The sequence below is a fragment of the Gluconobacter roseus NBRC 3990 genome (genome assembly GCF_006538885.1).
Classification (GTDB): Bacteria; Pseudomonadota; Alphaproteobacteria; order Acetobacterales; family Acetobacteraceae; genus Gluconobacter; species Gluconobacter roseus.
Window position 1 is genome coordinate 170948 of the sequence record NZ_BJLY01000004.1, and the last position, 13789, is coordinate 184736.

A 13789-nucleotide genomic window follows, 5' to 3' on the forward strand; every position below is an offset into this window, starting at 1 on the left:
CCAGAACCGGACTCGTCAGGGAACGATATCGCCCTGCGAGTGTGTTGCGAAACGGTCGAACGGACCGGCGAATAGCGGGAATCCGTAACGGGTGGATTCCTGAAGGCCAGAACGCTTGACGTCGTTGCGTAACCTCGAGTGGGCCAGTGGCACGTGCGTTGCTGCGTGAGGGGGGCATATGGGACCAAACCCCGCATCATGCAACCGATAATTTTGCATTGTGACGCTTTTGCCAATATTGAGGGGCTGAATCAGGGCGAATTCGGAACGCGGAAGGCCTCTTTCGCGTAGGTACTGGCTCGTATCGTTCTGATCCGGAATGGTCTTCACCAGCCATCGGGATCAGGGGAAACGAGATCGACCGCTGCCCCCAACAGGAAACTGCCGAGGACACCCTGCGTGAGTTTAACATCCGAGTCTGCGACCATTTCCGGTTCCCATGCCGTGCCGGATCAAGCCGGATCTTCGGAGCCTGAGAAGCCCGGCGCTGCGACGCAACCGAATGATCCGGCGGCTACAGCGTCTCCGGACCGGCTGCATCATGCGGCCTGGCGGGTTGTCGCCAAGCATCTCTTTGCCGAGGTGGGCTCCAGCCAGACATCCCTGTCTGCAGCAGGATGCGCGTTTTACGCCACGCTCTCGCTCTTTCCCGCCATTTCCAGCCTGATCTCCCTGTACGGTCTGGCCTTTGACCTTCAGACGGTCGAGCCGCAGCTCGAAGTGCTCCGTCATCTTTTGCCGCCCTCGGCCTATGAACTGATCGGGGACCGGATTCATGAGTTGATTTCTCAGCCGCATTCATCGCTGACGATCGGGCTGATTTTCTCACTGTCGGTGGCTCTGTGGTCGGCCTCCGCGAGTACGAAGTCCGTCCTGTCGGCGCTCAATATGGCCTATAATGCGCAGGAAACCCGCAGTTTTCTGAAATTTCAGGCGATTGCGCTCTCAACCACGTTGATGGCTGTTGTGGGGGCAGCGCTCACACTTGCCCTGATGGTGGCAGCGCCAGCTCTCGTGGATTATCTGCCGCGTCATGTCAGCTTCCTGAGCGATCCGCCATTCCCGATCGATCTGCTGCTTTCCTATGGCGCGCCCATGGTCGTGCACACGCTCGCGCCGATCCTGATGCTGCTTTTTGTCTTTATTGCCGTAACGCTGCTCTACCGTTTTGCGCCCTGCCGTGTGCATACGCAGTGGCGCTGGATTTTCCCGGGGTCAGCACTGGCGACGCTCCTGTGGGTCGCAACCTCGCTCGGCTTTTCGTGGTATGTCGCGCATTTTGCGAGTTACGGCGCAACCTACGGACCTCTCGGTGCGGTCGCAGCCATCATGATGTGGTTTTTCGTGAGCGCGTATGTCGTACTGTTCGGGGCGGAACTGAACGCCACCCTTGAGGCCCGAGCCGGTCAGAGTCAGGCTGTGCCCCCGCAGGCTGGAGCGGCCTGAAAGACTTCAGGCCTTACCCGGATATCAGCGGTGATGATGCGGGGTCCGCTGGGAGCCCGTGCTGCCCGCGGCCTGAATGGCCTGTGCACTGGTGTCTGACGGATCGGCTTCCGCCACTTCAGGCTCGGTGGTGGACTGCATGGACGGCGCCATCTCGGTCATTTTCGCAATCGTGACATGAGCCGTGCCCGCGCCCAGCATTCCGATCTTCGCAGCGGCAGCATGGGACAGATCGATGATGCGGCTGTTGAACGGGCCACGGTCATTCACTGTTACCACGACTGAACGGCCCGTATCCTGCGACGTTACAAGAAGCTTGGTACCGATCGGCAGGGAAGGGTGCGCCGCCGTCAGGTCGTTCGTGTTGAAAACCGTCCCGCTTGCCGTGCGCCGTCCGTGGAAGTGCCGTCCATACCAGCTGGCGACGCCATGCTGGGACCAGGCATGGGCTGCCTGATGTGCGCGGTTTGCCAGTGCGGTCCGAACGGACTCTGCCCAGCTTGTCTTTGGCGTTCCATCGGTTGCGGAATCGTCACTCGCATGAGCGGTGTGATGACCGGCAAGCCCTGCGAGAGCAACGGCAAACGTCATGCTGCGCAGTGGAATGAAACGGAAGGGTTTGCGAAGGACAGACAGATCAAGGCGCACTATATCAGGTTCTTCTCCAGTGAACGGGACGGGCTCAGTTCCTGCCGGATAACACAAAAATGCGGCCCTGTCCCCTTTTGGACGCCCTGAAGACGGCAGCAATAGGGCAATGACGCTTTCATGACAGCTCCGAAAGTGCTATCGCGCGGCCAGATGAAACGCCCTCTGATCACCGTTCTCAACGGTCCGAATCTCAATATGCTGGGTCTTCGCCAGCCCGGAATCTATGGTCACGCCACGCTCGACGACGTTGAGCAGGTGTGTATTCAGGCTGCCGAACGGCTTGATGTCGCCATTGATTTCCGCCAGACGAACGGAGAGGGTGAGCTTGTGTCCTGGGTGCAGGAATGTCGCGGCCGTGCAGACGGAATCGTGATCAATCCTGCCGCTTACGGACATACCTCGATTGCCCTGCTCGATGCGCTTCTGGCGGTCGAGCTGCCCGTGGTCGAGGTTCATATTTCCAATATCCATCGCAGGGAGCCGTTCCGTCATCACACTTACGTCTCGCAGGCCGCCATCGGCGTGATCTGTGGCCTCGGCGTCAGGGGATATGCGCACGCGCTTCAGGCAATAACCGACATGATCGAAGACGAAGGATGAGCCGTATGCTCGTGGACAAGGATGCCATTCGGGCATTGGCCGATATTCTGACGGAAACCGGCCTGACCGAAATCGAGATTTCCGAAGCTGACAGCCGGATCCGCGTGGCCCGCAATGTGAGCGTGGTCCAGGCTGCTGCCCCGGCACCTGCTGCCGCAGCTCCGGCAGCTCCTGCAGCACCGGCTCCTGTCGCTGCTCCGGTTGATCCGGCAAAGCATCCGGGTATGGTTCCGAGTCCAATGGTTGGCGTGGCCTACCTGACGCCGGATCCGGCTTCTCCGCCGTTCGCTGTTGAAGGCCAGCCGGTTGCTGCCGGTCAGACGATCATGCTCATCGAAGCCATGAAGACCTTCAACCAGATCAAGGCGCCGCGCGCCGGTACGCTGACAAAGTTCCTGGTCGAGTCCGGTCAGCCGGTCGAGTTCGGCGAAGCTCTGGCGATCATCGAGTAATGATTTCCAAGGTCCTCATTGCCAACCGGGGTGAGATCGCGCTGCGTATCCAGCGCGCCTGCCGCGAGATGGGCATCAAAACCGTTGCCGTGCATTCGACGGCTGACGCCGATGCAATGCATGTGCGTCTTGCCGATGAAGCCGTCTGCATCGGTCCGCCAAGCGCACGCGACTCCTATCTGAACGTGGCTGCCATTCTCTCGGCCGCGACGATCACGGGCGCTGACGCCATTCATCCGGGCTACGGCTTCCTGTCGGAAAATGCCGAATTCGCCGAGACCGTGGAAGAACATGGTCTGGCATTCATCGGCCCGACGGCGGAGCACATCCGCACGATGGGCGACAAGATCACGGCCAAGACGACCATGCGTGCGCTCGGTGTGCCGCTGGTTCCAGGTTCTGACGGCGCCCTGCCGGATCTGCAGGCCGCCCGCGAAGTGGCCGAGAAGGTCGGTTATCCGGTCCTGATCAAGGCGGCCGCCGGTGGCGGTGGACGCGGGATGAAGGTGGCGCAGACCGCTGACGATATCGAGGAAGCCTGGTCGGTGGCTCGTGCGGAAGCCCGTGCAGCCTTCGGCAATGACGAGGTCTATCTCGAAAAGTACATGAACCGCCCGCGTCATATCGAGCTTCAGGTCCTCGGTGATGCGCATGGCAATGTCGTACATTTCGGTGAGCGTGACTGTTCGCTCCAGCGCCGTCACCAGAAGCTTCTGGAAGAGGCCGGTTCTCCCGCTTTGACGGATGCCGAGCGTGAGGAAATCGGCCGCACCGCGACCGAGGCCCTGTCGCGGATGGGCTACCGCAACGCGGGGACGCTCGAGTTCTTGTATCAGGACGGCCAGTTCTGCTTCATCGAGATGAACACGCGTCTTCAGGTCGAGCATCCGGTGACGGAGATGGTCTGCAACGTGGATCTCGTGCGCGAGCAGATCCGCATCGCATCCGGTGAGCCGCTTGGTTACACGCAGGCTGACGTCAAGATGTCCGGCCATGCGATCGAGTGCCGTATCAACGCCGAAGATCCGGAAACCTTCATGCCGAGCCCCGGCACGATCAAGGTGTTCCATGCTCCAGGTGGGCTGGGTGTCCGCATGGACAGCGCCATTTACGTTGGCTATCGCATCCCGCCTTATTACGATAGCATGATCGCCAAGCTGATCGTCCACGCTCCGACCCGCGCCGAGGCCATCGCCCGTATGCAGCGTGCCTTGGACGAATGCGTGGTTGACGGTGTGAAGACGGTCATTCCGCTGCATCAGAAGATTCTGGCGGACCCGTCTTTCCAGAAGGGGGATTATACGATCCACTGGCTGGAGAACTTTGTCGCTGCCCAGCAGGCAGGGAAATAACCCGGAGTCAGTCCATGAGTTATGCAGAAACCATTATTCTCGATGTCCGCATCGGACAGGTGCCGAAAGTGGTTTCTGCGCTCTCGGGGCGTGAGGGTGTTGCTGTCTGGACGAGCGAAATCGGTGTCCTGAACCGGGTTATCCTGTTCCGGACGGCCGAGACCTATGCAGCACTTCTGGATGGTCGCCCGGATCTGCTTACGGCGATACCGGAAGACGCTGTTCAGACAGTTGACGTGACAGGCTGGCGTATTATTTCGCCTCTGCTGCCAGCCGGGGAACATGGCAGCATCTATGAATGGCGCTGCTATGAACTGAAGCTCGGACAGGCCGGGAACGTGGAAGACGCTTTTGCTGCCGCTGTACCGGGACGGCTTGGACTGTCGCCGTTGCTGTGCGGAATGATCTCGATCGAGGGCACGCCGCGTCTGGCCCATATCTGGCCCTATGCGGATATGAATGCCCGTCTCGATATCCGTGCGCAGGCTGTGGCCAGCGGTATGTGGCCGCCGAAGATCGGTGGTGGTCTGGTCGCCATGGAAAATGCGATTCTGCTTCCGGCACAGGGCTCCGCCTGGAGCTGAGATATCCTAAGAAACAGGCACAAAAAAAGCGCTGCAGGTCTGACCTGCAGCGCTTTTTTTTGTCTGAGGGCAGGGCCTTGAAGATTACTTCGTGGCAGCAGCCGGAGCCGCGGTGGCCGGGGCTTGTGATTCAACTGCGTTCTCGGAAACAAAGATGACTGAATCCAGAGCCTGGTTCAGCGCATCAACGGCGTCCTGCGGATGATGGCCTTCTGTGAACACAGTCGCACGATAGACCGCACCCTGAACCGGCGTGATGGGCGCAAGAGCCAGGATGAAGTCGGCATCTTCTCCAACGACCTTCATCGTCTCGGCGGCCTGATCCGTATTGCCGGATTTCATCTGCGCATTGGCCGAGGCCACAGCCGTCTTCTTTTCGGGTGCGAGGGTTTCATTCACGATGAACTCACCGCCAACCGGGAGCCAGTCAGTCTGGCCCATGACAGGCTGATGGTTTGCCGCAACGGGATGCTGCGGAGCAGGGTGAAGATCGCTTTCAGCGGCCTGAAACTTCTTATCGGCCTTTTCAGCAGCGGCGAGACGCTTCTGGGCGTCATACAGCGCTGGGATGGCAGCTTCAGTCTTGCCTCCCGTCTGAAGGATGTCGCGGGCGCTCATGATGTCCTGAAAGGCGCGCTGTCCATCAGCAGAAAGATGGTGAAAAGCCCGGTGTGCCTTGAACTGCTCCCAATGCGAATGAAGTGAAGCGGCACCGGCCAGAGGTGTTGCGCAGAGAAGGGCTGAAATCGCAGCCATGGCAGGAATGAATTTCATGATATTGACTCCGTGAATATTCGGTTCTGACTCTCATGGATATTTCATGGAATCAAATCGGGCAAATTACCGATCATTTAGTGACTGTCCGGTCAACTGACTTGTTTTGTCAGTCACCCTGAAGGATGCGTTTCAGCTCTTTCAGGGAGTAAGCAGGGTTCAGAAAACGGTTATTAACAGAATCAATTCTCATTGTTGCGTCTAAAATGTGATTTTTGGAACTTAGAAACCGGATCTTGTGAGATTGCGAAACAAAAATGGAGATATCAGGGTTTTCGCTTGCCGGGTGGCTTGCCCTGCGGAAGGGCATTCCGTATGAACGGTGCCTCAATCACGATACCGTGCCTTGCGCCGGAAAGTCGGCCTTTCCTGAACGCATTGCAGGCATCAGCCGAGTAGCGAGTATTTCCAGATGTCTCTGAATCCCGTCGTCGAGAGCGTGACTGCCCGTATCATCGAGCGTTCGAAAGTCTCCCGTCGCCGGTATCTCGCCCTGATGGAGCGCAACCGCGCCAAGGGTGTGCTCCGGCCCAAGCTGGCCTGCGGTAATCTGGCTCATGCCATTGCAGCGTCAAGCCCCGACAAGCCGGATCTGATGCGTCCCACCGGGACCAATATCGGCGTCATCACGACGTATAACGACATGCTTTCGGCGCATCAGCCCTATGGCCGCTATCCCGAGCAGATCAAGCTGTTCGCCCGTGAAGTCGGTGCGACGGCTCAGGTCGCGGGTGGTGCGCCGGCCATGTGTGACGGTGTGACGCAGGGTCAGGAGGGCATGGAGCTTTCCCTGTTCTCCCGTGATGTAATTGCCATGTCCACGGCAGTCGGGCTGAGCCACGGCATGTTCGAAGGCGTGGCGCTGCTGGGTATCTGCGACAAGATCGTGCCGGGCCTTCTGATGGGCGCGCTGCGCTTCGGCCATCTCCCGGCCATGCTGATCCCGGCAGGCCCGATGCCGTCTGGTCTGCCGAACAAGGAAAAGCAGCGTATCCGCCAGCTCTATGTGCAGGGCAAGGTCGGTCAGGACGAACTGATGGAAGCGGAAAACGCCTCCTATCACAGCCCGGGTACCTGCACGTTCTATGGCACGGCCAATACGAACCAGATGATGGTCGAGATCATGGGCCTGATGATGCCGGACTCGGCCTTCATCAATCCCAACACGAAGCTGCGTCAGGCCATGACGCGCTCGGGCATCCATCGTCTGGTGGAAATCGGCCTGAACGGCGAAGATGTGCGCCCGCTGGCCCATTGCGTGGACGAAAAGGCCATCGTGAACGCGGCAGTGGGCCTTCTGGCAACAGGTGGTTCAACCAACCATTCAATCCATCTTCCGGCCATTGCCCGTGCCGCCGGTATCCTGATCGACTGGGAAGACATCAGCCGCTTGTCCTCTGCGGTTCCGCTGATCACCCGTGTTTATCCGAGCGGTTCCGAAGACGTGAACGCGTTCAACCGCGTGGGTGGCATGCCGACCGTGATCGCCGAATTGACGCGCGCCGGGATGCTGCACAAGGACATCCTGACGGTTTCGCGTGGCGGTTTCTCCGATTACGCCCGCCGGGCCTCGCTTGAAGGTGATGAGCTCGTCTACAGCCATGCAAAGCCATCCACGGACACCGATATTCTGCGCGATGTTGCTACGCCTTTCCGTCCGGATGGTGGCATGCGCCTGATGACGGGCAATCTGGGCCGCGCGATCTACAAGAGCAGCGCTATTGCGGTCGAGCATCTGACAGTGGAAGCGCCTGCGCGGGTCTTCCAGGACCAGCATGACGTCATCACGGCCTATCAGAACGGTGAGCTGGAGCGCGATGTTGTCGTGGTCGTGCGTTTTCAGGGGCCGGAAGCCAACGGGATGCCGGAACTGCACAAGCTGACCCCGACGCTGGGTGTGCTTCAGGATCGCGGCTTCAAGGTGGCTCTGCTCACGGATGGACGCATGTCCGGTGCGAGCGGCAAGGTGCCGGCCGCCATTCATGTTGGCCCCGAGGCGCAGGTTGGCGGACCGATCGCCCGCGTGCGGGATGGTGACATGATCCGCGTCTGCGCCGTGACGGGACAGATCGAGGTTCTGGTAGATGCCGCCGAGTGGGAGAGCCGCAAGCCGGTTGCCCCGCCACTCCCGGCATTGGGAACGGGCCGCGAACTGTTCGCGCTGATGCGTTCGGTGCATGATCCGGCCGAAGCTGGCGGATCCGCGATGCTAGCCCAGATGGATCGCGTGATCGAAGCCGTTGGCGACGACATTCACTAAGGAAGAGTTCTGATGATCGACACTGCCAAACTCGATGCCGTCATGAGCCGCTGTCCGGTCATGCCGGTGCTGGTGGTCAATGACGTGGCGCTGGCCCGTCCGATGGCTGAAGCACTGGTCGCCGGTGGCCTGTCCACGCTGGAAGTCACGCTGCGCACACCCTGTGCCCTGGAAGTCATTCAGGAGATGTCGAAAGTGCCGGGTGCGCTTGTCGGTGCCGGTACGGTTCTGAATCCGTCTGACATGGACCGCGCCGTGAAGGCCGGTGCCCGCTTTATCGTCAGTCCGGGTCTGACCGAGGCGCTGGCGAAGGCCTCCGTCGAGCATGACGTTCCGTTCCTGCCGGGTGTGGCCAATGCAGGTGACATCATGCGCGGTCTTGATCTGGGCCTGTCACGCTTCAAGTTCTTCCCGGCCGTGACGAATGGCGGCATTCCGGCACTCAAGAGCCTCGCAAGTGTTTTCGGCAGCAATGTCCGTTTCTGCTCCACGGGCGGCATTACGGAGGAGAGCGCACCGGACTGGCTCGCCCTTCCATCTGTCGCCTGCGTCGGTGGGTCGTGGGTTACGGCGGGAACGTTTGATGCGGACAAGGTCCGTCAGCGCGCGACGGCGGCAGCCCTGCTGAAGGTCTGAGCGGGCTGTCTGTGGCCTGATCCGGAAAAGCATCACACGGATGCCTGCATAATGTTGCGGCATCCGTGAACGTTTTGTGAACAAATGGTTTGCGAGACGTGCTGAACCGGATCATAAGGGCGCGTGACTGGACGTTCCCATCTGCTGATCGGCGGCTTTGCCGTGCTGTGCGCCATGCGCTGGCATGTACTGTCGCCCGAACCGTTTTCCATCTGCACAGGTCTGCTGGGTAGCCTGCTGCCAGATCTCGATACCGAGCGCTCCATGCTCGGCAGCCGGCTCAAGTTTCTCTCCCGTTTTCTGGCAAAGGCCTTTGGCCATCGCGGTCTGACCCATTCCGGGGTAATGCTGCTGGTAGCTGCCGCCATCATCAATGGCCTGATGGGGCCTGAAAGCCTGCATGGCCCCTGGGGTGCGCTCCTGCTGGGCGCCGCGACTCATATTGCCGTTGACCTCCCGACAGGCGGCTGCCAGTTGCTGGCTCCCCTCAGCCGTTCGCGACTCTCGCTCTGGCCCTATGTCCGGACTGGCGGGATCGGGGAAATCATGCTTCTTGTGCCCATCCTCTGCCTGCTGGGCTGGGCAGGATTTTCCGGAAATGGCCCCCTTCCGGGTCATGTTCCTCCCGCTGCGCATCACTCGCGGTTGCGCGGACATGTTTTGAAGGATATTTCATTCTCATCATGACTGAGACCCGACTCCCCGTCCGTCGCGCCCTCCTCTCCGTTTCTGACAAGACGGGACTGATCGAACTGGGGCGTGCGCTCGCCGCCCACGGTGCGGAACTGCTTTCGACGGGAGGGTCCGCAAAGGCTCTTCGTGAAGCGGGTCTGACAGTCAAGGATGTCTCCGAGCATACCGGTTTTCCGGAAATTCTGGATGGCCGGGTCAAGACCCTCGTTCCGCAGGTCCATGGCGGCATCCTGGGGCGTCGCGATCTTCCCGCCCATGTCGCGCAGATGGCCGAGCACAATATTGCGCCGATCGATCTGGTCTGTGTGAACCTCTATCCGTTCGCCGCAACAGTGGCATCGGGCGCCGGGGACGAGGATTGCATCGAGAACATCGACATCGGTGGTCCGGCCATGATCCGCGCCGCGGCGAAGAATTTCGATCATGTGGCGATCCTGACGGACCCCCAGCAATATGCCGCGGTCATCGCATCGCTGGAGCAGGGGGGAACGGTTCTGGCCGAACGTCGCAACTACGCGGCTTCCGCCTATGCTCATACCGCCGCTTACGACAGCATGATTTCACGCTGGTTCGCCAAACAGGCCGGTGAGATCCTGCCTCCCGTCCTGACCCTGAGCGGCACCCGCGATGATCTGCTGCGCTATGGTGAAAACCCGCATCAGAAGGCGGCTTTCTATCGTGACGGAAGCCAGCGTTCGGGTGTGGCGACAGCCCGCCAGCTTCAGGGCAAGGCGCTGAGCTATAACAACATCAATGACACCGATGCGGCGTTCGAAGCAGTTGCCGAGTTCGATGACCCAACAGTCGTGATCGTCAAGCACGCCAACCCCTGTGGCGTGGCGTCGGCTGCAAGTCTGGAACAGGCCTGGATCGCGGCCCTGCGCTGCGATCCGGTTTCAGCCTTTGGTGGGATCGTGGCGGTCAACCGCACGCTGAATGGCGCAACGGCGCAGAGGATCAGCAAGATCTTCACGGAAGTGATCGTTGCACCGGACGCTGATGCCGAAGCGATCGAGGTCCTTTCCCGCAAAAAGAACCTGCGTCTTCTGCTGACGGAAGGCATGCCGGACCCGGCAGCCGAGGGGCTGGCATTCCGCTCCGTTGCCGGTGGCTTTCTGGCGCAGAGCCGCGATGCAGGCCGTGTGACGGAAGCCGACCTCAAGGTCGTGACCAAACGCGCGCCGACGGCACAGGAAATGAAGGATCTGCTGTTCGCTTTCCGTGTCGCCAAACATGTGAAATCCAACGCTGTCATCTATGTCCGCAATGGTGCCACTGTCGGGATTGGCGCCGGACAGATGTCCCGCGTGGACAGTGCACGGATCGCGGCACGCAAGAGCGAGGATGCCGCAAAGGAAGCCGGTGAGAACGCGCCTCTGACAACAGGGTCGGTTGCCGCTTCTGACGCATTCTTTCCCTTCGCTGACGGTCTTGAGAGCGTTGTCGCAGCAGGAGCCGTGGCTGTGATCCAGCCGGGTGGTTCCATTCGCGATCAGGAGGTGATCGACGCGGCGGATGCTGCCGGGATCGCCATGGTATTCACCGGCATGAGGCATTTCCGACATTGAAAAAGCTTGCTTTCGCCAGTCTGGCCCTGGCGCTGTCCGTCTCCGCAGCTCAAGCTGCGCCCTGCACCTATGATATGTCTCCACTTCCCGTGGTGCAGGGAATCGTTTCCGGTATCACGCCGACCGGCGTGAAGCTGCGCGATGGCACGACTGTCATTCTTCCGGATGAATTTCTGGCAGTCGTTCGGCTGAACCAGAAACTCGCCGTGAGGGGGCTGGTTTCGACGGCAACCCATACGGTTCAGGCTTTGGCGCTGGAAGCCAATCCTCCTGTCTGTCCAAGCGCCCCGACAATCCCCCGAGGGCCGTTTGCAGGCTCTCCGGCCTATGACGCGATCCATCCCTAAGATCGTCTGCACGGTTGCCACGGCCGTTATGCGGCCGGATAGCTGAATCTATTCAGCCAGATAAGGGCACAGAAAACCTTTTGCCGGGTTTTTCTGTGTCCTTATCTGGCGGAAGAGCTAAACGCTTTCTTTACAATTTTTGTGCCAAGAAAAGCTCGGATTTCCCATTCTCTGCGGGGCCGGAGGCGCATTTCTTGTCACATGTCACGACATCCGCAGTTGTATCAACGGCTGGGTTGACCCGCGGTGAAATCTCACCCCAGACGCAGTCAGCGTCGAATGAGCGCTTTCAGGATTTTTTAAAGAGCTACGAGCATGAGCAGGCGCGTGCTCATGCAGAAGTTGCCCAGAAAACAACAGCGAACAACTCCTCTGCGACCAAGACACCTGCAGCGGATAACAGTTCTGCGAATCAGTCTCCTAAAACACAATCCGCAGTTCAGCCGGCAAAGTCTGTGGCACAGGAAGCAGTAGATTCTGCTTCCGTACGCCGGAATACGCCCGAAAAACAGCCTGCCAGCACTGCAATTGCATCATCTGATACGACTCAAAAGAGTGCCAGCGCTCCAAGCGCAAAACAATCACAGGCATGCAGTCCGACGACGATATCGCAATCGGCGCCGCAATCACTGAGGGCGGAAAACACCGGCAAGTCCTCGGCAAGCGAGCGTCAGATAAGTCCAGAAGAACCAACGCTGTCAGAGAGTACGCCTGAGAGATCTGCAACGCCTTCAAACGCGCCTGATCAGGAAACCCCGAACATCGTTTCTACGCGGCAGGAAGCTTCTGTTGCACAGGATCAGTTACAGGCAGCCAGTGAACCGCCTGCTGATAGTGTTCCCAGTTTTTCGGATATCAGTGCCAAACAGGCATCTGCACAGAATGACAAGGTAAGTGAGGCTGGTACGGAAAACCTCTCGGTTACAGACGTCGCAAAAATGCCGGAGCCATTAACGGCGTCAGAGAACACGTCACCTGCGCAAACGGAGATTATCTTTGACGAGAACGCTCCTGCTGATCCTTCTCCGGAAGCATCATCTACCGCTCATGCGGAGAATGCGACGGATGCAGCAACCGAAGAAGATCATGTTTCCCGGCACGATGAGCAACAGCCTTTGCTCTATCAAAAAACCAATGATGGAACGTCAACAACCCACATTGAAATGAATATCGGGAACCATGAAAAGGTTCATGTGGAAATTGGTGAAACCACGACGAAGGCACACCGGATCCACATCAATACCGATAATCCCGAGGTCTATCAGTCGCTTAGAGACAACCGTGAGAGCTTGCTCGCGTCGCTGGCCCAGAATTCGGCTCCTATGCCTGATCTGCATGGCACAGCACCGGCTGATATTCAGATCAGTCTTTCAACACCATCGTTTCTTGACATGTCGTCAGGTGACAACCGGCAGGGTGGTGGCAGCCATCAGCCAAGTACATCGCAGAATGCGTCGTCAGCCAACGCCAGCACTACAGATAAACGCCGCATCCTGCGCGGCGTCATTGATCTCACCGTCTAACTTAGGATCGGAATCATGGTCTCTTCCATCGGCACAACGTCGAGCACGTCTCTTCTGAGTCAGGCAATTACTGCGGCTAAAAGCAATGCGGCCACAAATGCGGCAGCAGCCTCGTCCAGCACGTCGACGTCTTCGGGCAGTTCCAGCAGTTCCCTGTCGTCTCTGGGTGGAAACTTCAACCAGTTCCTCACCCTGCTTACAACGCAGCTACAGCATCAGGATCCCAGCAATCCAACAAGTACTGACTCGTTCACTGCAGAACTTGCCCAGTTCGCCGGGGTTCAGCAACAGGTGGAAACCAACACCAACCTGACCAGCCTGATTTCTGCAACACAGGATAACCAGATGGCTTCGGCCGTCAGCCTGATCGGCAAGACAACAACCGCCAGCAGCTCCAGCCTGCCATTGCAGAGCGGATCTGCCTCCATGTCCTTCACGGCACCGCAGGCGGGAGACGTGGCAATTGCCGTCACAGACAGCAGCGGTAACGTCGTAAAATCTGCAACAGTCGATGCGTCCGCAGGGACAAATACCTGGCAATGGGATGGCACCAACAACAGTGGAACGCAGCTTGGTGATGGTGCCTATACTGTTGCCGTAGAAGGTACTTCGACTGATGGTACGAGTGTTGCTCTTCCCACAACGATCACAGGACAGGTCACTGGCGTCTCCAAGAGCGCGTCCGGTGTGAATGTTGATATGGGTGACGCCACGATCGATATGAGCAATCTGACGGGTTTTTCGAGCACCTGATTATGCGCGGGATGATGGCGTTTGTTAGCCGTGCATTAACCTTTCTGTCCGACAATGAGCCTTATCGAAAGTACGGTTTTTAGGGGTAAGCGAGCATGTGGCCAGGGCAGGGAGGCTTTCCTGAGGCAAGTCATAACGACTGCAGCTCAT

14 protein-coding genes are annotated in these 13789 nt (G+C 59.0%); 12 read left to right on the plus strand and 2 right to left on the minus strand.

What is annotated here, in order from left to right; translation table 11 throughout:
- The first annotated feature begins 399 nt into the window (after positions 1-399).
- On the plus strand, positions 400-1446 hold the full coding sequence (locus GRO01_RS10805) for a YihY/virulence factor BrkB family protein (protein WP_062509726.1): 1047 nt from the start codon (positions 400-402) through the stop codon (positions 1444-1446).
- A 24-nt stretch (positions 1447-1470) separates the two neighbouring features.
- Here GRO01_RS10805 and GRO01_RS10810 read toward each other — a convergent pair whose 3' ends face one another.
- Positions 1471-2037: a septal ring lytic transglycosylase RlpA family protein gene (locus GRO01_RS10810; RefSeq protein WP_062509860.1), complete on the minus strand. Its 567-nt coding sequence runs from the start codon at positions 2035-2037 to the stop codon at positions 1471-1473.
- A 210-nt stretch (positions 2038-2247) separates the two neighbouring features.
- Between GRO01_RS10810 and aroQ the strand changes: the two genes are divergently transcribed.
- Genes aroQ through GRO01_RS10830 form a run of 4 tightly spaced genes read left to right on the plus strand, consistent with a single transcriptional unit; the run spans position 2248 to position 5085 of the window.
- Positions 2248-2697, plus strand: coding sequence for a type II 3-dehydroquinate dehydratase (aroQ, locus tag GRO01_RS10815; RefSeq protein ID WP_041112562.1), 450 nt, complete (start codon positions 2248-2250; stop codon positions 2695-2697).
- Positions 2694-3149 carry an acetyl-CoA carboxylase biotin carboxyl carrier protein gene (locus tag GRO01_RS10820; RefSeq protein ID WP_062509725.1) on the plus strand — a complete coding sequence of 152 codons (456 nt, stop codon included), beginning with the start codon at positions 2694-2696 and terminating at the stop codon, positions 3147-3149. Before aroQ ends, GRO01_RS10820 begins: the two co-directional genes overlap by 4 nt.
- Entirely contained in the window at positions 3149-4501 is a 1353-nt protein-coding gene (accC, locus tag GRO01_RS10825; protein ID WP_141307008.1) for an acetyl-CoA carboxylase biotin carboxylase subunit, read from the plus strand. Before GRO01_RS10820 ends, accC begins: the two co-directional genes overlap by 1 nt.
- Before the next feature lie 14 nt (positions 4502-4515).
- Complete coding sequence (locus GRO01_RS10830) at positions 4516-5085, plus strand: NIPSNAP family protein (protein WP_062509721.1); 570 nt, start codon at positions 4516-4518, stop codon at positions 5083-5085.
- Between the two features lie 84 nt (positions 5086-5169).
- Here GRO01_RS10830 and GRO01_RS10835 read toward each other — a convergent pair whose 3' ends face one another.
- Entirely contained in the window at positions 5170-5859 is a 690-nt protein-coding gene (locus GRO01_RS10835) for a YfdX family protein (protein WP_062509719.1), read from the minus strand.
- A gap of 412 nt (positions 5860-6271) precedes the next feature.
- Here GRO01_RS10835 and edd point away from each other — a divergent pair, with 412 nt between their 5' ends.
- The 7 genes from edd to GRO01_RS10870 all read left to right on the plus strand — a co-directional run bounded on the left by edd (position 6272) and on the right by GRO01_RS10870 (position 13639).
- The gene (gene edd, locus GRO01_RS10840) at positions 6272-8119 is read left to right on the plus strand and encodes a phosphogluconate dehydratase (protein WP_062509717.1); all 1848 of its coding nucleotides are present in this window, start codon (positions 6272-6274) and stop codon (positions 8117-8119) included.
- Positions 8120-8131: 12 nt separating this feature from the next.
- A complete protein-coding gene (eda, locus tag GRO01_RS10845; protein WP_062509715.1) occupies positions 8132-8755 on the plus strand; it encodes a bifunctional 4-hydroxy-2-oxoglutarate aldolase/2-dehydro-3-deoxy-phosphogluconate aldolase in 624 nt (207 codons plus the stop codon).
- Positions 8756-8878: 123 nt separating this feature from the next.
- Positions 8879-9442, plus strand: coding sequence for a metal-dependent hydrolase (locus GRO01_RS10850; protein ID WP_083541375.1), 564 nt, complete (start codon positions 8879-8881; stop codon positions 9440-9442).
- A complete protein-coding gene (purH, locus tag GRO01_RS10855; protein ID WP_062509713.1) occupies positions 9439-11016 on the plus strand; it encodes a bifunctional phosphoribosylaminoimidazolecarboxamide formyltransferase/IMP cyclohydrolase in 1578 nt (525 codons plus the stop codon). Before GRO01_RS10850 ends, purH begins: the two co-directional genes overlap by 4 nt.
- Positions 11013-11363, plus strand: coding sequence for a hypothetical protein (locus GRO01_RS10860; protein ID WP_062509711.1), 351 nt, complete (start codon positions 11013-11015; stop codon positions 11361-11363). Before purH ends, GRO01_RS10860 begins: the two co-directional genes overlap by 4 nt.
- Positions 11364-11443: 80 nt before the next feature.
- On the plus strand, positions 11444-12886 hold the full coding sequence (locus GRO01_RS10865) for a flagellar hook-length control protein FliK (protein WP_141307010.1): 1443 nt from the start codon (positions 11444-11446) through the stop codon (positions 12884-12886).
- Between the two features lie 15 nt (positions 12887-12901).
- A complete protein-coding gene (locus GRO01_RS10870; protein WP_062509706.1) occupies positions 12902-13639 on the plus strand; it encodes a flagellar hook assembly protein FlgD in 738 nt (245 codons plus the stop codon).
- The last annotated feature ends 150 nt before the right edge of the window (positions 13640-13789 follow it).

Bases quoted from the DNA above. Each gene is read 5' to 3' on its own strand.
- edd (WP_062509717.1), top strand. From the start codon at position 6,272: ATGTCTCTGAATCCCGTCGTCGAGAGCGTGACTGCCCGTATCATCGAG.
- accC (WP_141307008.1), top strand. From the start codon at position 3,149: ATGATTTCCAAGGTCCTCATTGCCAACCGGGGTGAGATCGCGCTGCGT.
- GRO01_RS10830 (WP_062509721.1), top strand. From the start codon at position 4,516: ATGAGTTATGCAGAAACCATTATTCTCGATGTCCGCATCGGACAGGTG.
- GRO01_RS10820 (WP_062509725.1), top strand. From the start codon at position 2,694: ATGAGCCGTATGCTCGTGGACAAGGATGCCATTCGGGCATTGGCCGAT.
- GRO01_RS10810 (WP_062509860.1), bottom strand. From the start codon at position 2,037: ATGACGTTTGCCGTTGCTCTCGCAGGGCTTGCCGGTCATCACACCGCT.
- aroQ (WP_041112562.1), top strand. From the start codon at position 2,248: ATGAAACGCCCTCTGATCACCGTTCTCAACGGTCCGAATCTCAATATG.
- GRO01_RS10870 (WP_062509706.1), top strand. From the start codon at position 12,902: ATGGTCTCTTCCATCGGCACAACGTCGAGCACGTCTCTTCTGAGTCAG.
- eda (WP_062509715.1), top strand. From the start codon at position 8,132: ATGATCGACACTGCCAAACTCGATGCCGTCATGAGCCGCTGTCCGGTC.
- GRO01_RS10835 (WP_062509719.1), bottom strand. From the start codon at position 5,859: ATGAAATTCATTCCTGCCATGGCTGCGATTTCAGCCCTTCTCTGCGCA.
- purH (WP_062509713.1), top strand. From the start codon at position 9,439: ATGACTGAGACCCGACTCCCCGTCCGTCGCGCCCTCCTCTCCGTTTCT.